Raw genomic sequence first — 18,816 nt, 5'->3', positions numbered from 1 at the left:
GACGGGAGCCGGTGGGGGTGTGCGGCAGCCGGTGGGGCGCGCAGGAGGGCGGACCGCGACCGTCAGGAGCCGTGCGCCGGTCATACGTCCGTGATCATCAGGTCACCCGATCGTGATCACCACGTGAGGCTCCCGGGCGGGGCGCGGGCAGTCGCGGAGCCGGCAGCGGTCAGGCCCATTCGATCACCAGCCGCTCCCCCTCCACGGCCACCGTGGTGCCGAAGGCCGCGCAGGCGCGGGTGAAGCGGTCGCGGATCCACTCCCACTGGGCGCCGTGCGCCGCCGTCGTGCGGCAGTAGTCCAGGAACAGCGGAACCGCCTCCAGCCGCACCGGCCGCACGCGCGAGGGGGCGGTGCCGTCCAGGGTCGCCAGGAAGAGCAGGCCCAGGTCGTTGCGGAGCACGGCGTCGATCGCGTAGTCGTCGACGAAATCGCCCATGTCGTGGACGACCCGGCCGCCGACGCCGTGGAAGACGTGGGCGGAGTGCCCGGCGACCAGCGTCGCTCCGGCCTCCAGCAGGACGGGCGCGGCGTCCCGTACGTAGTGCGGCGGCCCGGGGGTCATGTTGGGCCCCCAGTGCGGGGTGACCAGCACGGCGTCGGCCTCGGCGGCCGCGCGGGCGACCAGGGCGGTGAGCCAGCCGGGAACGCCGTGGCGCAGGTCGGCGAGCGCCACGCCGGGGCGGTCGGCGGTCGCGGCGAAGTCCTCCGGGTGGTCGGTGACGCCGATGACCGCCAGCCGCGTCCCTGCCGCCTCCAGCACGGCGAACTCGCGGGCCGCCGTCACATCGGGCCCCGCGCCCACCGCGCGTACGCCGGCGCGTTCCAGCAGCGCACGGGTGTCGGACAGGGCGTCGAAGCCGAAGTCGAGTGCGTGGTTGTTGGCGACGGTCACGCAGTCCACGCCGAGCTCCGCGAGGACGTCGGCGGCGGCCGGCGGGGCGCGGAAGAAGAACGGTTTCCCGGGCGCGGGCCAGTGCTCGCCCCGGTCCGACACGCAGCACTCGAGGTTGAGGACGACCAGGTCGGCCCCCGCGAGCACCGCCCGGAGCTCGTCGGACAGCAGCGTCGCCGCCTCGGGCGCCTCGCTCAGCTGCTCCGCCACTCCGCGCCCCAGCATGGTGTCGCCCGCCAGCGCCACGGTGATCGGTGCCATCCGGCCCCACCTCCGTCCTCCCCTTCCAGGGTGGCACCGGGCGACCGCGCCGCGGGCTCCCTTGACGTGCGGAGAAGCCTTGTCACCGGAATGCCCGCCCGGCAAGGCCCCGCACACGGCGGCCGGCGGCGCATCATCACCACCATGAGCAGCGATTCCGCCGACGCGTCCGCTCCCCCGCCGGACGACGCCGGCCCCGGCAACGGCCCCGACAACGGGCCGGCCGTCTCGCGGCGGGAGTTCGACGCGCTCTTCGAGGCGGTCCGTACCTGGGGCCGCTGGGACGACGCCGGGCGCGGGGCGTGGAACCGGGTGACCGGGGAGCACGTGCGGCGGGCCGTCGGGCTGGTGCGGACGGGGGCCGTGGTGCCGATGGCACGGCCGTGGGACACCGTGGCCGGGCCGGACAACGGCAAACCGGCCCTGCACTACATGTCCGCCCTCGGCGACGTCGAGGCGGACGTCGAGGCGGACGTCGAGGCCCCCGAGCCGTCCACGCACAAGGACTTCCTCGGCGCCGACTACCACGGCAAGAGCGTCAGCCACCTGGACGCGCTCGCCCACGTCGCCTACCGAGGGCGGTTGTACGGCGGCGGAAGCGCGCGGGAGCTCGTGGGCTCGGGCGGCGCCCGCTTCGGCGCCGTCGCGGCGCTGGGGCCGCTGGTGACCAGGGGGGTGCTCCTCGACCTGCCCGCCGTGCTGGGGGCCGCGTGGCTGGAGCCCGGGCGCGCGGTGCGCGCCGCGGACGTCGTCGCGGCGCAGGACGCGCTCGGCGTGGAGATCGGCGAGGGCGACGCGGTGCTGCTGCGGGTCGGCCGCTTCCGCCGCCGCCGGGAACTGGGCGCCTGGGACGCCGACGCGTCCTGCGCGGGCCTGCATGTGGACGCCGTGCCACCGCTGGCCGAGCGCGGCATCGCCCTGCTCGGCAGTGACGGTGACAACGACGTGCGGCCCTCGCCGGTCGAGGGCGTGCACTCCCCGGTGCATGCGCTGGCCGTCGCCGCGATGGGAGTGCCGCTGCTGGACAACCTCGACCTCGAGGCGCTCTCCGAGGCCTGCGCCGGGGCGGGCCGGTACGCCTTCCTCCTCGTCGTGGCCCCCCTGAACGTCCCGGGCGGCACGGGTTCGCCCGTCACGCCGGTCGCGGTGCTGTGACACCCCGTACGACCTGCGGTGATCACGGATGGTTCCGGGATTGGTCTCTCCGCTCCCTCCGTCGTTATGTCCGTGAAGTTCTAAAATGGAACAACAATGCAGCCGCTTCGACGTACAGGACGTACAGGTGGCCATGGCCGTACGCACCGACGAGGACCGATGAGGACCGACGAGGGAAGTGATCCGGATGGGGCTCGTGGCGGACGACATCGGCCCCGTGCTCGCGCGTGACCGATTCCTTCGCGGCGGGCCGGTCGAGGGCTCCGTGCGCGGCCCGATCCTGAGCTCGTGGGAGCGCAGCCGGTCGCTGGGGCTCTCCCCGGACGGCTGCGAGCTCCCCTATGTCGAGGACCTCGACCTGGACGGCCGCCTCGTCCGGGCGGCCGGTCCTGTCATGGATCGGCTGCAGGCCATGTTCGCGGGCCGGAAGGTGAACATATGCCTCGCCGACGGGCGCGGGGCGGTGCTGCACCGCCGTTTCGGCGACCCGTCCATGGCCGGACGGCTGCCCGCGATCCAGAGCACCCCCGGCTTCGTGTTCGCCGAGAAGTTCGGCGGGACCAACGGCATCGGGCTGGCCCTCACGGAGCGGCGGCTGATCAGCATCTACGGCGCCGAGCACTTCGCCGAACGCTCCCAGTCCAACGCGTGCTCGGCGATACCCGTCCGGGACCCGCTCAACGGGCTCATCGAGGGCGTCCTGTGCCTCGGTTATCTCCCCGAAGAGGCGGACGCCGCCCTCGGCACCGTGATCCGCAGGGCGGCCGGCGTCATCGAACAGCGGCTGCTGGAGCAGAGCTCGGCGCGGGAGCGCGGCCTGCTGCAGGCGTACCTCGACGCCAGGAGCCGTATGCCGGCCGGCGACGGGCAGCTCGGCGAGCTCGCCGCGAGCGGGCTGGACTGGCGCGACCAGATGATCCTCAAGGAGAAGGCCACCGAGCTGATCTCCTCCGCCCAGCGGGCCGCCGTCGAGGTGCACCTGCCCGGCGGCCGGCACGTCACCCTGGTCAGCCGCCCGGTGACGAGCGCCTCCGGAGTCGAGGGCGTCGTCATCGAGGCGCTCCTGCCCTCCCGGCACCAGCGCCTGGCCGTCTCCACCGAGGCCCCCGCACCCCCGGCCTCCCGGCGCACGAGGGCCTCGTCCACGTCGTCCCGGCGTCCGGGCTGCTGAGCGGCGGCGCCGCACCCGGCCCGGCCTCCGCGACGGCCCGTCCGCCCGGCCCGCCACCCGAGGCCGCCCCGCGTCCCACCCCGCACGAGCCCGACGCCTTCGCCGTGGCCGGCCCCTCACCGCCGACGGCCTCACCCCCGACGGCTACGCCCCCGACGGCGCGGCCGGCGGGCTGGTGCTGGTGGGCGAGCCGGGAGTGGGCCAGTACGCCGTGGCGGCCCGGCGCCGGCTGGAGCTGCTGTCCGAGGCCAGCACCCGCATCGGCACCACGCTGGACGTGAGCCGTACCGCCCAGGAGCTCGCCGAGATGGCCGTACCGCGCCTGGCCGACTACGTCACCATCGACCTCCCCGAGGCGGTGCTGCGCGGCGAGGAGCCGACCGACCCCTGCAAGGACCTCCACCGCGCGGTGGTCCACGGCGTTCGCGACGACTGCCCCTTCTACCCCGCCGGCGAGCGGGTCGAACTCAAGCCGGTCACGCCCCAGCTGCGCTGCCTGACCAGCGGGCAGACGGTGCTGGAGCCCGAGCTGCGGGCCGCCCCCGGCTGGGTCGCCCAGAATCCCGTGCGCGCCCAGCGCCTCCTCGCCCACGGCGTCCACTCCCTGATCACCGTCCCGCTCCTGGCCCGCGGCATCGTGCTGGGCATAGCGAGCTTCTACCGCTCGCGGGATCCCGCCCCCTTCGGGGACGACGACCGTTCGCTGGCCCAGGAGCTGGCCACGCGCGCCGCCATCTGCATCGACAACGCCCGCCGGTACACCCGCGAACACACCATGGTCCTCGCCCTGCAGCGCAGCCTGCTGCCGCAGGGCTTCCCCGAGCAGAACGCCGTCGAGGTCGCGCACCGCTACATGCCCGCCGAGTCGGGGGTGGGCGGGGACTGGTTCGACGTCATCCCCCTCTCCAGCAGCCGCGTCGCCCTCGTGGTCGGGGACGTCGTCGGCCACGGGCTGCACGCCGCCGCCACCATGGGCCGGCTGCGCACCGCCGCGCGCAACTTCGCCGAGCTGGACCTCCCGCCGGACGAGGTCCTCACCCACCTCGACAACCTGGTGGGGCGCCTGGACCGCGAGGAGGGCGGCGACGACCCCTCCGGCGACAGCACCGGCATCATCGGCGCCACCTGCCTGTACGCCATCTACGACCCCACCTCGCAGCAGTGCGTCATGGCGCGGGCCGGTCATCCGCCGCCGGCGCTGGTGCACCCCGACGGGAGCGTCGAGTTCCCCGACCTGCCCGCCGGACCGCCGCTGGGGCTGGGCGGCCTGCCGTTCGAGACCGCCGAGTTCCACCTCCCCGAGGGCAGCCAGCTGGTCCTCTACACCGACGGGCTCGTCGAGGACCGCCGGCGCGACTTCGACACGGCCCTGGAGCAGCTGCGCAGCGCCCTGGCGCACCCCGACCGGCCGCCCGAGGACACCTGCCGGGAGGTCCTGGCGACCGTGGTGCCCGAGCATCCCGCCGACGACATCGCCCTGCTGGTCGCCCGTACGCACACCCTGGACCCGCACCGGATCGCCACCTGGGACCTGCCCGCCGACCCCTCGCTCGTCTCGTCCGTCCGTTCCGCCGTCACCGGCCGGCTGTCGGAGTGGGGTCTGGACGAGCTCGGCTTCTCCATCGAGCTGCTGCTCAGCGAGCTGGTCACCAACGCCATCCGCTACGGCACCGGCCCCATTTCGGTGCGCCTGCTCTACGACCGCACGCTGACCTGCGAGGTCGCCGACACCAGCAGCACGTCCCCGCATCTGCGCCAGGCGGCCACCACGGACGAGGGCGGGCGCGGCCTGTTCCTCGTGGCGCAGCTCTCCCAGTCGTGGGGCACCCGTTACGTCCCCGGCGGCAAGGTGATCTGGGCGGAGTGCGCTCTGGAGATGCCGGGAGGGAAGTCCGGGGCGGACGGGGAGCATATGGCGTTCGACATCGATCTCGACGACATTCCGGCGATCTGACGGGCCGTCCGGCGCCGGGGCCGACCGGACCGTAGAGTATCGGAATCGACCGGGTTGTCCTGAAAGGTCCTGGAGGAGGCCGTGCACGACGCTCCCGACATCCGCTCCTCCCCGGGCGGCGACCCGCGGCCCCTCGTCCGGATACGTGGTCTCACCAAGTACTTCGGCGGCACGCTCGCGCTGGACGCGGTCGACCTCGACGTCCGCCCCGGCAGCGTCCTGGCCCTGCTCGGGGCCAACGGCGCCGGGAAGTCCACGCTCATCAAGGTGCTCGCCGGCGTCCACCACGCGGACGAGGGCGAGGTGACCGTCGCCGGGCATCCGCTCGGCACCGAGGCGGCCTCCCGGGCCATGTCCTTCATCCACCAGGACCTGGGGCTGGTCGGCTGGATGACGGTCGCCGAGAACATCGCCCTGGGCACCGGCTATCCGCGCCGCGCCGGACTGGTCTCCTGGCGCCGCACCCGCCGGCAGTGCGCCGAGGCCCTCTCCATCGTCGCCGCGCACCTCGACGCGGACACCGTCGTCGCCGACCTCTCCCGCGCCGAACGCTCCCTGGTGGCGATCGCGCGCGCCCTGTGCACGCGCGCCTCGCTCATCGTCCTGGACGAGCCGACCGCCAGCCTCCCGGCCGCCGACTGCGAGCGGCTCTTCGACGTCCTGCACACCCTGCGCGACCGCGGCCACGCCATCGTCTTCGTCACCCACCGGATCGACGAGGTGTACAAGGTCGCCGACTCCTTCGCCGTCCTGCGCGACGGGCGCGTCGTCGGCCACGGCCCGCTCGCCGGCCGCTCCCCCGCCCGCCTGGTGCACGACATCGTGGGCTACGAGCCGGACGCCCACCGCCTCGGCACCCCCGCCGCGGGCGCCGCCGTCCTGAGCCTGGAGGACGTACGGACGGAGCACACGGGGCCGGTCGGCCTGCGGCTGCGCGCCGGCGAGATCCTGGGCATGGTGGGCCTCACCGGCGCCGGGCACATGGAACTGGGCCGCGCCCTCGCCGGCGCCCGGCCGATCCTCGCCGGCCGCGTCCTGCTGCACGGCCGGCCGTACCGTCCGGGCTCGGTCGCGGAGGCCGTCGCCGCCGGCGTCGGATTCGTCAGCGGCGACCGTCAGGAGGAGGGCTGCGCCGCCGACCTGACCGTACGGGAGAACTTCCTCGCCAACCCCCGGGCGGGCGGGGCGCCGGGCCCGCACTGGATCAGCCCCGCGCGCGAGCGCCCCCGGGCCGCCGCCCTGATCGAGCGGTTCGCGGTGCGCCCCCGCGACAGCGAGGCGCCGATCGCCACCCTGTCCGGGGGGAACCAGCAGAAGGTCATGATCGGCCGGTGGATCGGGCCGGTCCGCAGCCTGCTGATCCTGGAGGAGCCGACCGCCGGCGTGGACGTCGGCGCCAAGGCGGCCATCCACCGCCTCCTGCAGGACGCGCTCGCCGAGGGGCTCGCCGTCCTGCTGCTGTCCACCGACTTCGAGGAGGTCGCCACCGTGTGCCACCGGGCCGTGGTGTTCGTCCGCGGGTCGGTGACACGGGAGCTGAGCGGCGAGGACCTCACCGTCACCGCGCTCGCCCACGCCGCCTCGGCCATGGCACCCCTCACCGGGACGCCGGGGTGAGCGCCCCCCGCACCACGCCGGTCCACCGCCTGGGACATCTCGTCGGCGCCTACGGCCTCCTGGCCCTGACCGCCTTGCTGTTCCTCGCCTTCTCGCTCGCCCTGCCGGACACCTTCCCCACCCTCGACAACATCTCCGCCGTCCTGTCCGGCCAGTCCATCCCGGCCCTCCTGGCGCTCGGCGCGACGATCCCCATCGCCACCGGCAGGTTCGACCTGTCCATCGGCTACGGCCTCGGCCTCGCGCACGTCCTGACGATGCAGCTGATCGTCGGCGACGGGTGGTCCTGGCCGCTCGCCTGCGTCGTGGTGATCCTCGGCGGGGCGGCCGTCGGCGCCGTCAACGGCGCCGTCGTGGAGTTCGCCAGGATCGACTCCTTCATCGCCACCCTCGGCACCGGCAGCATCATGTACGCCTTCACCGGATGGATCACCGACGGGGCCCGGATCGTCCCCGGCCCGCAGGGCCTGCCGGCCGGCTTCACCGACCTCTACGACTCCCGGTTCCTGGGCCTGCCGGTGTCCGCCTTCTACGTCCTCGCCCTCACCGCCGTCCTGTGGCTGCTGCTGGAGCGCCTGCCGCTGGGCCGCTACCTGTACGTCATCGGGTCCAACCCCCGCGCCGCCGAACTGGTGGGCATCCCCTCCCGGCGCTACATCGTCCTCGCCTTCACCGGGTCGGGCTTCGTCGTCGGCGTGGCCGGGGTCCTGCTCGCCGCGCAGCAGCGGACCGGCAACCCCAGCGTCGGCATGGACTACCTGCTGCCCGCCTTCGTCGGCGCGCTGCTCGGCTCCACCGCCATCCGGCCCGGCCGCGCCAACGCCCTGGGCACCCTCGTGGCCGTGACCGTCCTCGCCATCGGCCTCGCGGGCATCGGCCAGCTCGGCGCCCGGTTCTGGGTCACCCCGCTGTTCAACGGCACCACCCTGCTCATCGCCGTCGGCCTGGCCGGCTGGGCCGCCCGCCGGCAGCTGCGCCACCGCCTGCGCCGACAGCGCTGAGCGCCGCCCGCCCCGCCGTCCCCGAGCAAGGAGCGCCCGTGCCCGCGAACCGCAGGAGTGCCCAGGGGGTCGCGGTCCTCCTGGTGGCGGCCGCCGTGCTCACCGGCTGCGAGCGCGGCGCGTCGACCGGCGGCGCGCCCTCCCCCACGCGTACGGCGACGGCGGGCTGCCCCGCCGCCCTCGCCCGGGCCGAGGCGGCCGTCCGGCAGGCCGAGCGGACCGACCCTGGCCGGGGCGTACCCGCGTCCGGCCCCCGGGCCGTCCCCGGCAAGTCGCTCGTCTTCGTCGCGCAGACCATGACCAATCCCGGCGTCGCGGGGGTCGCCCAGGGCCTGCGGGAGGCCGCGAAGGCCACCGGCTGGAACGTCCGGGTGATCGACGGCCAGGGCACCCCCGCCGGGATCCAGGCGGCGTTCAGCGAGGCGATCGCCCTGCGGCCCTCGGGCATCGTCATCGCCGGCTTCGACCCCCTTCTGACGTCCCCCCAGGTCGCGCGGGCCACGGCGGAGCACATCCCGCTCATCGGCTGGCACGCCGTCGCCGCCCCCGGCCCGAGCGAGGACCCCGAGCTCTTCACCAACGTCACCACCGAAGTGGAGGACGTCGCGCGGATCAGCGCCGACTGGGTCATCGCGCACTCCCACGGCGACGCCGGAGTGGTGGTCTTCACCGACGCCTCGATCCCCTTCGCCAGGAACAAGTCCGACCTGATCAAGAAGGAGCTGGCGACCTGCGCCGGGGCGAGGATCCTGGCGGAGGAGAACATCCCGCTCTCGGACACCAGCAGCCGCACGCCCCAAGAGGTCTCCGCACTGCTCTCCCGCTTCCCCGAGGAGTGGACCCACTCCGTCGCCATCAACGACGTCTACTTCGCCGACGCCGCCCCGGCCCTGCGCGCGGCCCGCAGGAAGGGGGCCGCCGCCCCCTTCAACATCGGCGCGGGCGACGGCGACCCCTCGGCCTTCCAGCGCATCAACAGCGGGCAGTTCCAGGCGGCCACGGTCCCCGAGGCGCTCTCCGAACAGGGCTGGCAGATCGTCGACGAGTTCAACCGCGCCTTCTCCGGCGAGCCGCCCAGCGGCTACGTCGCCCCCGTGCACATCGCCACGGCCGCCAACAGCGGCGGGCTCACCACCTGGGATCCGCCCGGCTACCGCGAGACGTACCGGAAGGTCTGGGGCGGGTGAGGCACGGTGACGGCGTGACGTCCCGGCCGGCGGGACGGACTGTTCACGCCGCCGGCCCCCCGGGCCGACGTGTCGTCACCGCCCGCGCGCCGGCCGGACGTAGGATCACGCCGACCCATCAGCCGAATTCCGGCTTATGCGACCTTTCAGGCAGCTCGTCGAGGAGCCTGCCCCGGCAGGCCCACGGAGGCCGGCGGTGACCATGGACGAATCGGCAGCGGCACAGGCCCGCACGGCGCCCGGGCAGCGGGCCCCGGGGGTCGCCCGGGTGCCGGTGTCCCTGCGGGTGAACGGCACCGAGCGGCGGCTCGAGGTGGACACCCGCACCACGCTCCTGGACGCCTTGCGGGACGGGCTGAAGCTCACCGGCACCAAGAAGGGCTGCGACCAGGGACAGTGCGGGGCGTGCACGGTGCACGTCGACGGCCGGCGGATGCTGTCCTGCCTGATGCTCGCCGCGAGCGCCGACGGACGCGAGGTGCGCACGATCGAGGGGCTCGAGCGGGACGGCACCCCGCATCCGATGCAGGAGGCGTTCGTCCGGCACGACGGCCTGCAGTGCGGCTACTGCACCTCCGGCCAGATCATGTCGGCCGTGGCCCTCCTCGAGGAGGGCCGGGCGGGCTCCGACGAGGAGATCAGGGAGTTCATGAGCGGCAACCTGTGCCGCTGCGGCACCTATCCCCACATCGTTGCGGCGATCCGCGAGGTCGCGGCCCGGGGCGACCATGCGTAGCTTCACCTACGTCCGGGCCACCGGCGTCGACGAGGCGATCGCCGAGGTCTCGGCGGACCCGGAAGCCGCGTTCCTCGCCGGGGGCACCACACAGGTGGACCTGATGAAGGACGAGGTGTTCCGGCCCCTGAAGGTGGTGGACATCACCCGGCTGCCCCTGCGCGAGGTGAGCGGCGACGACGACACGCTGATCGTCGGGGCGCTGACCACGATGGAGGAGCTCGCCGCGCACGACGTCGTGGCGCGGCGGCTGCCGCTGGTGCGCCAGGCGCTGCTCCTGGGGGCCTCGCCGCAGTTGCGGCACATGGCCACCGTGGGCGGCAATCTCCTGCAGCGCACGCGCTGCCGCTACTTCCGCGACCCGAGCACGGCCTGCAACAAGCGCGATCCGGGTGCCGGATGCGCCGCCCTCGACGGATTCCACCGGATGCACGCGGTCCTGGGCGCCAGTTCGTGGTGCGTGGCCACCCACGCCTCGGACGTGGCGGTGCCCCTGACCGCTCTGGGGGCCTCGGTGCGGATCCGGGGGCAGGGCGCGGAGCGCATGGTGCCGCTGACGGAGTTCTACCGCGTTCCGGGCGAGACCCCGCAGGTGGAGAACGTCCTCGAGCACGGGGAGATGATCACGCATCTGGAGATTCCGCTGCTGCCCCGCGGAACGCGCTCGGGGTATCTGAAGGTCCGCGACCGCGCCAGCTACGAGTTCGCGCTGGCGTCCGTGGCGGCCGCCCTGCTGATCGACGGCGGGACGATCCGCGCCGCCCACCTCGCGCTGGGCGGTGTGGGCACCGTCCCCTGGCGGGTGCCCCGTGCCGAGGAGCTGCTGCGGGGCGCGGCGCCGGACCGGGAGGTCTTCGCGGCGGCCGCCGAGGCGGCCCTGAGCGGGGCGGTGGGCCTGCCCGGCAACGGTTTCAAGATCGAGCTCGGCAGGAGAGCCGTCGTACGGATGCTGAGCATCCTGTCGGAGGAGAGCTGAGCGCCATGGACCGTGCCGTCGTCGGTGAGGGGGTCGACCGCGTCGACGCCCGGGTCAAGGTCAGCGGCCGCGCCGCCTACCCCACGGACCACGATCCTCCGGACGTCGCGCACGCCGTCCTGGTGCAGAGCACCATCGCGGCCGGGCGCGTCGCCGCCCTCGACACCTCGGCGGCCGAGGCCGCCCCGGGCGTGCTCGCGGTGATCACCCACGAGAACGCCCCCGAGCTGTGCGCGGCACAGGGCGAAGGGGGGCCGGTGCCGCCGCCCCCGCTGCAGAGCGACCGGATCGTCCACCACGGCCAGACCATCGCGGTGGTGGTGGCCGAGACCTTCGAGCAGGCGACCGAAGCAGCCCGGCTGGTCACGGTGCTCTACGCGCGGGCCGAGCCCGTCGTGGACATCGAGAATCCGCGCGCCGAGCACGTCCGCGACCCGTTCGGGACCGACGACGCGACCGGCGACGTCGACAAGGCCCTGGCCGAGGCGCCCGTACGCGTCGAGCGGACGTACCGCACGGCGGCGAACACCAACAACCCGATGGGCCCGTTCGCCACCGTCGCCTCCTGGGACGGCGACGAGCTCACCGTCCACGACTGCACCCAGGGCCCCTCCCGTACCCGAAGCGACCTCGCGAACGTCCTCAAGGCACCGCGGGACTCCGTCCGGGTCCTGGCGCCCTACCTCGGCGGCGGCTTCGGCGCGGGGCTGCGCACCTGGCAGCACACGGTCCTCGCCGCGGTCGCCGCACGCCAGGTGGGGCGGCCGGTGAAGCTGGTGCTGACCCGCAAGCAGATGTTCACCTCCGTCGGGCACCGCCCCGACACCCGGCAGACCCTCAGGATCGGTGCCACCCGCGACGGGCGGATCACCGCGATCGACCACGAGGCGTGGCAGACCCTCTCGATCGACGACGCCAACTACGAGCACGTCTCCCGGTGCTCGCTGTCGGGCTACGCCAGCCCCAACATCTCCGCCCGCGACGTCCAGATCCGCCTGCACGTGCCCTCGCCCGGCTCGATGCGTGCCCCCGGCGACGCCCAGGGCAACTTCGCGCTGGAGAGCGCCCTGGACGAACTCGCCCACGAGCTGGGCATGGACCCCCTCGAGCTGCGGCTGCGCAACCACGCCGACGTACACCCGGTGACGGGGCAGCGCTGGTCGAGCAACGAGCTGCGCGCCTGCTACCGCACCGGCGCCGAGAAGTTCGGCTGGTCGCGCCGCGACCCCGAACCGCGCTCCATGCGCCGGGGCCGGACCCTGGTGGGCTACGGCATGGCCGGCACGTCGTTCTTCTTCTACCAGGCCTCGTGCGCGGCACGGATCACGGTCACCCGGGACGGCCAGGCGGTGGTGGGCAGCGCGGGCATGGACCTGGGCACCGGCACGTACACCGTGATGACCCAGCTGGCGGCTGAGCTGCTGGGCCTGCCGCTGGGGCGGGTGCGCGTCGTCCTGGGCGACAGCTCCCTGCCGCGGGCGCCCTCGGCCGGCGGCTCCGGGCTCACCGGCAGCATGGGCTCGGCCCTCCACGACGCCCGGCGGAACCTGATCCGCTCCTTCCTGGACCTGGTCCGCGACGACACGGACTCTCCCCTGCGGGGAGCGGACGTGGACGACGTACGGGTCGAGGACGGCCGCATCGTGCGCGAGGACGACGGACGCGGTGAGAGCTATACGGAGATCCTCACCCGGCACCGGCAGGACGAGCTGACCGCCGAAGGGTCGGCCGAGGCGCCGAAGGAGGACCTGCCCGTGGTCCCCACCGGCCCTTACGCCGCCAAGTTCGCTGAGGTGCACGTGGACGAGGACCTCGGCACGGTCCGGGTGGCGCGGCTGGTGACCGCCGCGCACTGCGGGCGCGTCCTCAACGAGAAGACCGCGCGCGGCCAGATCGTCGGCGGGACCGTCGGCGGCATCGGCATGGCCCTCTTCGAGCACACCGTGACCGAGACCCGCACCGGACGCATCGCCAACGGCACCTTCGGCGACTACCTCGTCGCCGTCAACGCCGACATCCCCGACCTGGAGGTGCACTTCGTCGGCGGCCCGGACCCCACCTCCCCCAACGGCACCAAGGGGTGCGGCGAACTCGGCGTCCCCGGCACCCCGGCCGCCATCGCGAACGCCGTGTTCCACGCCACCGGCATCCGCGTCCGCCGGCTGCCCATCACCCTCGAGCAGTTGCTCTAGACCCGGCCCGCAGGCGTCGACACCAGGAGCGTCAACCGTGCTGGACATCGCCCCCGAGCTGAGCCGGTGGTGCGCGCGAGGGCGCGACTTCGCCGTCGCCACCGTGGTGGCCGCCGACGGCAGCACCCCCCGGCGGCCCGGAGCCACCCTCGCCGTCGACGCCGACGGCACGGCGGCCGGATCCGTCTCCGGCGGATGCGTGGAGGCGGCGGTGTACGACCTGTGCCGCCAGGCGCTGACCACCGGCGAGAGCGTGCTCGAGCGCTTCGGCTACGACGAGGACGACCCCTTCGCGGTCGGCCTGTCCTGCGGCGGTGCGATCGACGTCCTCGTCACCCCGGTCCGCGCGGGCGCGCCCGGCGCCACCACGCTCGCCGCCGCGCTGACGGCCGCCGCCGGGGGCGAGGCGGTGGCGCTCGTCCGGGCCCTCGACGGCCCCGCCGGTCATGCCCTGCTGGTCAGGCCCGACGGCCCGCCGACGGGCTCGCTCGGCGGCGACGGGCTGCTGGAGGACGCGGCCGCCGTCCGGGCGCGCGCGATGCTCGCCTCCGGCGGCACGTCGACGGTCCGCGTCGGCGACGACGGCTCGCGGTACGGGCCGGCGAGGACGCTGCTGATCGAGACCGCCGTTCCGCCGCCCCGCATGATCGTCTTCGGTGCGGTCGACTTCGCCGCCGCGCTCGCGGGCGTCGGCGCGTTCCTCGGCCACCGGGTGACGGTGTGCGACGCCCGCGCCGTCTTCGCCACGAAGGAACGTTTCCCGCAGGCCGACGAGGTCGTCGTCGACTGGCCCCACCGCTACCTCGACTCCCAGCGCCTCGACGAGCGCGCCGTCCTGTGCGTGCTCACCCACGACGCCAGGTTCGACGTGCCGCTGCTGGAACGGGCGTTGCGGCTGCCCGTCGCCTACGTGGGCGCGATGGGCTCGCACCGCACCCACCACGAGCGCCTGCGGCGCCTGCGCGCGGCGGGCCTGACCGAGGCGGAACTGGCGCGTCTGCGGTCGCCCATCGGCCTCGACCTGGGCGCCCGTACCCCCGAGGAGACCGCCCTGTCCATCGCGAGCGAGATCGTCGCCGCACGCCACGGCGGCACCGGACGCCCCCTCACCGGCACCGGCGCCCCCATCCACCGCGAGGGCGCGGCGGCCCTGTGCCACGGCCGACGCCCCACGTGACCGGGCTCCCGTGCCAAACCCGGGGGGTCACCAGAGCTCAGGGGCGGGGGATGTTGCGCAGGTTGGAGCGCGCCATCTGGGCCATCCGTCCCACGCCGCCCTCCAGGACCATCCTTCCCGCCGAGAGGGCGAAGCCGCTCACCATGTCCGCGGTGATCTTCGGGGGGATCGACAGGGCGTTGGGGTCGGTCACGATGTCCACCAGCGCCGGTCCCCGGTGCCGGAAGGCGTCCCGCAGGGCGCCCCGCACCTGCTTCGGCTTCTCCACCCGTACCCCGTACGCGCCGGCCGCGGTGGCGATGGCCGCGAAGTCGGGGTTGTGGTTGGACGTGCCGTACGACGGCAGGCCGCCCACCATCATCTCCAGCTCCACCATGCCCAGCGACGAGTTGTTGAACAGCACGACCTTCACCGGCAGGCCGTACTGGACCAGCGTCAGGAAGTCGCCCATCAGCATGGTGAACCCGCCGTCACCGGACATGGAGACGACCTGCCGGCCCGGGTCGAGGAACTGCGCCCCGATCGCCTGGGGAAGGGCGTTCGCCATCGAGCCGTGGGTGAAGGAGCCGATGACGCGGCGTCGGCCGTTGGGGGTGAGGTAGCGGGCGGCCCACACGTTGTTCATCCCGGTGTCCACGGTGAAGACCGCGTCGTCGGCGGCCTCCTCGTCCAGGACGGAGGCCACGTACTCCGGGTGGATCGGCGTGCGCTTCTCCACCTTCCGCGTGTACGCCTTGACGACCCCCTCGAGGGCGTCGGCGTGCTTGGCGAGCATCTTGTCGAGGAACTTCCGGCTGCTCTTGACCCGCACCCGGGGCGTCAGGCAGCGCAGCGTCTCGCGGACGTCGCCCCACACCGCGAGGTCGAGCGCGGACCGCCGGCCCAGGTGCTCGGGCCGCACGTCCACCTGGACGATCTTCACGTCGTCCGGCAGGAAGGCGTTGTACGGGAAGTCGGTGCCCAGCAGGATCAGCAGGTCGCAGGCGTGGGTGGCCTCGTAGGCGGCCCCGTAGCCGAGCAGGCCGCTCATGCCCACGTCGTACGGATTGTCGTACTGGATCCACTCCTTGCCGCGCAGCGCGTGCCCGACCGGGGCCTTCACCCGCTCCGCGAACCGCATGACCTCCTCGTGGGCGCCCGCCGTGCCGCTGCCGCAGAACAGCGTCACCTTTCCCGCCTCGTCGACCATCCGGGCGAGCGCGTCGATCTCCGCGTCGCCGGGCCGTACCGAGGGGCGGGCGGTGACCAGCGCGTGCTCGCTCGCGGGCGTCGTGGCCTGCTCGCCCGCGACGTCGCCGGGCAGCACGATGACGCTGACGCCGCCGCGGCCGATGGCGTTCTGGATGCCGGTCCGCAGCACCCGCGGCATCTGCCGGGGGCTGGAGACGAGCTCGCAGTAGTGGCTGCACTCGCGGAAGAGCTGGTCGGGGTGGGTCTCCTGGAAGAAGCCGGTGCCGATCTCGCCGCTGGGGATGTGCGAGGCCAGGGCGAGCACGGGGGCCATGGAGCGGTGGGCGTCGTAGAGGCCGTTGATGAGGTGCAGGTTGCCCGGCCCGCAGGAGCCCGCGCAGGCGGCCAGCTTGCCGGTCAGCTGGGCCTCCGCGCCCGCCGCGAAGGCGGCGGCCTCCTCGTGGCGGACCTGGACCCAGTCGATGCCGGCGTTGCGGCGCACGGCGTCCACGACCGGGTTGAGGCTGTCCCCGACGACCCCGTAGAGCCTGCGCACCCCGGCGCGCGCCAGGATGCCGACGAACTGCTCGGCCACCGTCTCCTTCGGCATGGGAACCCTTCCTCCCGGATCGCGGTCGTACGCGACCGGCACCGGCCGGTCTCCCCGCCCCTGCCCCCATCCATCCACAGAACACCTGGCGGTGCACCCGCACACGGCTCACGGCCCCTCGGACCGCCCTCGGACCGTCCTCGGATTGCCGCGGGCACCTCGCACTGTCAGGCTGGAGATCCTCGGAGAAGGAACCGCCATGACGCGACCCGACCCGCACCTCGAGCTCGTACGCCCCGTGACCCCCCGCACCCCCCAGGGCTGCGAGGAGTGCCTGCGCATCGGCTCACCCTGGGTGCATCTGCGACTGTGTCTGACCTGCGGACACGTGGGGTGCTGCGACTCCTCCCCGAACAAGCACGCCGGCCTCCACGCCGACGAAGCCGGCCACCCCATCGCCCAGTCCTTCGAACCGGGCGAGGACTGGCGCTGGTGCTACGTCCACCAGGCCATGGTCTGACGGATCCGCGGCGAGCACCGGACGCCGCGGATCCGCGTGGGGCATGGGCCGTGGGCCCTGGGTCAGACGCGGTCGGCGGCGATGAGCAGGTAGTGGAAGCTGCCCTCGCGGTAGGCGGTCAGGAAGGGGTCCTCGACGCCGGTGGCGAGGGAGGACTGGGCGCGCAGCTCCCAGTAGGGGATCGTGGCCGCCGTGAGGTCGACGACGTTGATGGGCACGAGGCCGTTGGCGGCCATGGCCTTGAAGTAGGCGCTGCGCGGGTGGATGTTGCAGGTGTAGTGCTCGTCGATGCGGCTGACCGCCTTGGAACGACCGCCCGTCACGTCGTTGTAGCAGCCGGTGATGGTGACGTAGCGGCCGCCGTAGGCGAGCTGGCGGGCGTGCTCGGAGAAGAGCTCGTGCAGGTCCACGTACATGGTGGACTCGTTGTTCCAGATGCCCTGGAAGGCGCCGGTGGGGAAGCCGGTGTCCAGCATGTTGGCGAAGTGGTAGCAGACCTTGTCGTCCACGCCGCGCTTGGCGGCCTGGCCGTTGGCGAAGTCGACCTGGGACTGGGAGATGGACACGCCGTCGACCTGGCAGCCGAAGCGGGCGTTGGCCATGATGCTGGTGCCGCCCCGGCCGCAGCCGGCGTCCAGCAGGCGCTGGTCGGGGGCGACGGGGCCCAGGTGGTCGAGGAGGACGTCGGCCTGGGCCGACTCCAGCCGGTGCAGCTCCTCGATGATGCGGGCGTCGCGGGTCTCCTCGGGGCCCTCCAGGACGGAGGGGTCGTAGTCGCCGATCCCGTAGTGGTGGTGGTAGAGGCCGTCGACGTCGCCCAGACGCAGGTTGACCGGGTCCTTCTCGTTGTTCCAGTACTCCGCGACCGACTTCTGGTAGGCGGTGCGCAGGACGCCGGCGGGGGCGGGCGTGGTCGTCATGGAATGCTCCTTACTGCATGCGTGGGGAGGTGTGCGGTGACGAAGAAGAGGGAGAGAGGCGGTGTTACGCGCCGTTGTAGCGGGGGCTGCCGGCGTGCCATTCGCGGTTGCCGCCGAGCCAGGCCCACACCCCCGCGAGGAACCGGCGGAGTGGGAGCGAGCCGGTGAGGACGAGGGCCGCCGCCTCCGCCTCGAAGGCGCGCACCAGCTCGTCATGGATCTCCGCGCTGCGCTCGATCGCCTCGCGCGGCGAGCACCGCTCCTCCTCGGCGATCACGGTGGGGAGGTTGAACTCCACGCCCGAGGAGTCGTGTTCCTTGGCCATCGAGTACAGGTCGTTGACGAGCGTGGCGGCGGTGGCGGCCATCGTGACGGCACGGCGCACGCGCGGGTCGGCGTACTCGGTGGCGGTGAGCGCGTAACCGCCCACCACGTCGGTCAGGGCGACGCAGGGCAGGAAGCTGTTCATCTGACGGTGGGCCAGGTACTCGTGGACGCCGGGCATGTGGCCACGGGAGCGCCAGGAGCCCTCCTGGCCGTAGCCGACGAAGAGGACGGCGACCTCGTGCCGCAGCCGGGCCATCTGGGACGGCTCCGCGTAGCGGGACAGGTGCTCGAGGCCCGAGCGCAGGGCGACCCTGACCGGGTCGGCGCTCACCTCCCGCTCCCACGCGGCGACGTAACGGGCCGGCAGGTGCGCGGGGTCGACGACCGGGTAGGCGAGCCCGAGATGCGAGCCGAGGAGCTCGGGACGGGAGCCCATGGTCTCGTCGTCGCAGTAGTAATCGTCCGTGGCCCATTCCGCCAGTGCGCACTTGGCCGCCGCCAGCAGCCTGTCCGGATCGTCGGTGTCGGGGTGGGCCAGCATCATCAGGCGCCCGAAGTCGGCCGCCTGGACGCGGTCGAGGCGGCCGGCGTAGAGACCGACCTCGCCGGCCCATGCCGCCAGCCGGTCGTTGACCTCCCGGCCGAGCGCCGGGTCGTCCCGGAGCGCGGGCGGGCAGTACAGCTCGGGGACGCCGGAGGTGCCGCTTTCGGCCGGGTCACCGGAGGCGCTGCCGACGGCCGGAACAGCGGAGATGCCGCCTCCGGCCGGTTTCCGGGCCGTGACGCGGGCGGCGGCGGTGCCCAGCCCCGTCGGCCCGGTGGGCAGGCGGGCGCCCACCGGGTCGAGGACGGTTCCGGGCAGGTCCTTCGGCGCGGAACGGTGCACGCCGGGATGGTGGGTGAGCAGCGTGGCCACGAGCCGCGCCACGTCGTGACCGGCCGTGGGCGCGGTGATCCGGGACAGCAATGACACAGGTGACTTCTCTCCGTTCCGGGGGTGGTGCCCG

13 protein-coding genes and 1 pseudogene are annotated in these 18,816 nt (G+C 73.8%); 10 read left to right on the top strand and 4 right to left on the bottom strand.

Annotation, left to right across the window (positions count from 1 at the left end):
- Positions 1-169: 169 nt before the first annotated feature.
- Entirely contained in the window at positions 170-1,156 is a 987-nt protein-coding gene (locus tag J1792_RS13950) for a CapA family protein (protein WP_086571234.1), read from the bottom strand.
- Positions 1,157-1,300: 144 nt separating this feature from the next.
- Between J1792_RS13950 and J1792_RS13945 the strand changes: the two genes are divergently transcribed.
- The 9 genes and pseudogenes from J1792_RS13945 to J1792_RS13900 all read left to right on the top strand — a co-directional run bounded on the left by J1792_RS13945 (position 1,301) and on the right by J1792_RS13900 (position 14,322).
- A complete protein-coding gene (locus tag J1792_RS13945; protein ID WP_207247351.1) occupies positions 1,301-2,311 on the top strand; it encodes a cyclase family protein in 1,011 nt (336 codons plus the stop codon).
- 187 nt (positions 2,312-2,498) lie between these two features.
- Positions 2,499-5,436 (top strand): annotated as a pseudogene (locus J1792_RS34025) (SpoIIE family protein phosphatase).
- Positions 5,437-5,517: 81 nt separating this feature from the next.
- Complete coding sequence (locus J1792_RS13930) at positions 5,518-7,053, top strand: sugar ABC transporter ATP-binding protein (protein ID WP_086570564.1); 1,536 nt, start codon at positions 5,518-5,520, stop codon at positions 7,051-7,053.
- Positions 7,050-8,054 (top strand): ABC transporter permease, encoded by a 1,005-nt coding sequence (locus tag J1792_RS13925; protein WP_086570565.1) that lies wholly within the window; start codon positions 7,050-7,052, stop codon positions 8,052-8,054. Before J1792_RS13930 ends, J1792_RS13925 begins: the two co-directional genes overlap by 4 nt.
- A 38-nt stretch (positions 8,055-8,092) precedes the next feature.
- Positions 8,093-9,241 carry a substrate-binding domain-containing protein gene (locus J1792_RS13920; protein ID WP_207247349.1) on the top strand — a complete coding sequence of 383 codons (1,149 nt, stop codon included), beginning with the start codon at positions 8,093-8,095 and terminating at the stop codon, positions 9,239-9,241.
- Positions 9,242-9,443: 202 nt separating this feature from the next.
- The gene (locus tag J1792_RS13915) at positions 9,444-9,977 is read left to right on the top strand and encodes a (2Fe-2S)-binding protein (RefSeq protein WP_207247795.1); all 534 of its coding nucleotides are present in this window, start codon (positions 9,444-9,446) and stop codon (positions 9,975-9,977) included.
- Complete coding sequence (locus J1792_RS13910; RefSeq protein WP_207247348.1) at positions 9,970-10,953, top strand: FAD binding domain-containing protein; 984 nt, start codon at positions 9,970-9,972, stop codon at positions 10,951-10,953. The genes J1792_RS13915 and J1792_RS13910 overlap by 8 nt, the downstream gene beginning before the upstream one ends.
- Positions 10,954-10,958: 5 nt before the next feature.
- A complete protein-coding gene (locus J1792_RS13905) occupies positions 10,959-13,145 on the top strand; it encodes a xanthine dehydrogenase family protein molybdopterin-binding subunit (protein WP_207247347.1) in 2,187 nt (728 codons plus the stop codon).
- Between the two features lie 37 nt (positions 13,146-13,182).
- The gene (locus tag J1792_RS13900) at positions 13,183-14,322 is read left to right on the top strand and encodes an XdhC family protein (RefSeq protein WP_207247346.1); all 1,140 of its coding nucleotides are present in this window, start codon (positions 13,183-13,185) and stop codon (positions 14,320-14,322) included.
- A 37-nt stretch (positions 14,323-14,359) separates the two neighbouring features.
- Here the strand turns inward: J1792_RS13900 and J1792_RS13895 are convergent, their stop codons facing one another.
- Entirely contained in the window at positions 14,360-16,102 is a 1,743-nt protein-coding gene (locus J1792_RS13895; protein WP_086570575.1) for a pyruvate dehydrogenase, read from the bottom strand.
- A gap of 199 nt (positions 16,103-16,301) precedes the next feature.
- On the opposite strand from J1792_RS13895, the gene J1792_RS13890 reads away from it, so the two are divergent.
- The gene (locus J1792_RS13890) at positions 16,302-16,562 is read left to right on the top strand and encodes a UBP-type zinc finger domain-containing protein (RefSeq protein ID WP_086570577.1); all 261 of its coding nucleotides are present in this window, start codon (positions 16,302-16,304) and stop codon (positions 16,560-16,562) included.
- 62 nt (positions 16,563-16,624) lie between these two features.
- Here J1792_RS13890 and J1792_RS13885 read toward each other — a convergent pair whose 3' ends face one another.
- Positions 16,625-17,482, bottom strand: a complete 858-nt coding sequence (locus J1792_RS13885) for a geranyl diphosphate 2-C-methyltransferase (RefSeq protein WP_086570579.1) — start codon at positions 17,480-17,482, stop codon at positions 16,625-16,627.
- Between the two features lie 64 nt (positions 17,483-17,546).
- Positions 17,547-18,782 carry a family 2 encapsulin nanocompartment cargo protein terpene cyclase gene (locus tag J1792_RS13880; RefSeq protein WP_307842980.1) on the bottom strand — a complete coding sequence of 412 codons (1,236 nt, stop codon included), beginning with the start codon at positions 18,780-18,782 and terminating at the stop codon, positions 17,547-17,549.
- Positions 18,783-18,816: the final 34 nt, after the last annotated feature.

Source organism: Streptomyces triculaminicus (genome assembly GCF_017349075.1).
Taxonomy (GTDB): Bacteria; Actinomycetota; Actinomycetes; order Streptomycetales; family Streptomycetaceae; genus Streptomyces; species Streptomyces triculaminicus.
This window is presented reverse-complemented; position numbering and strand designations above follow the sequence as displayed.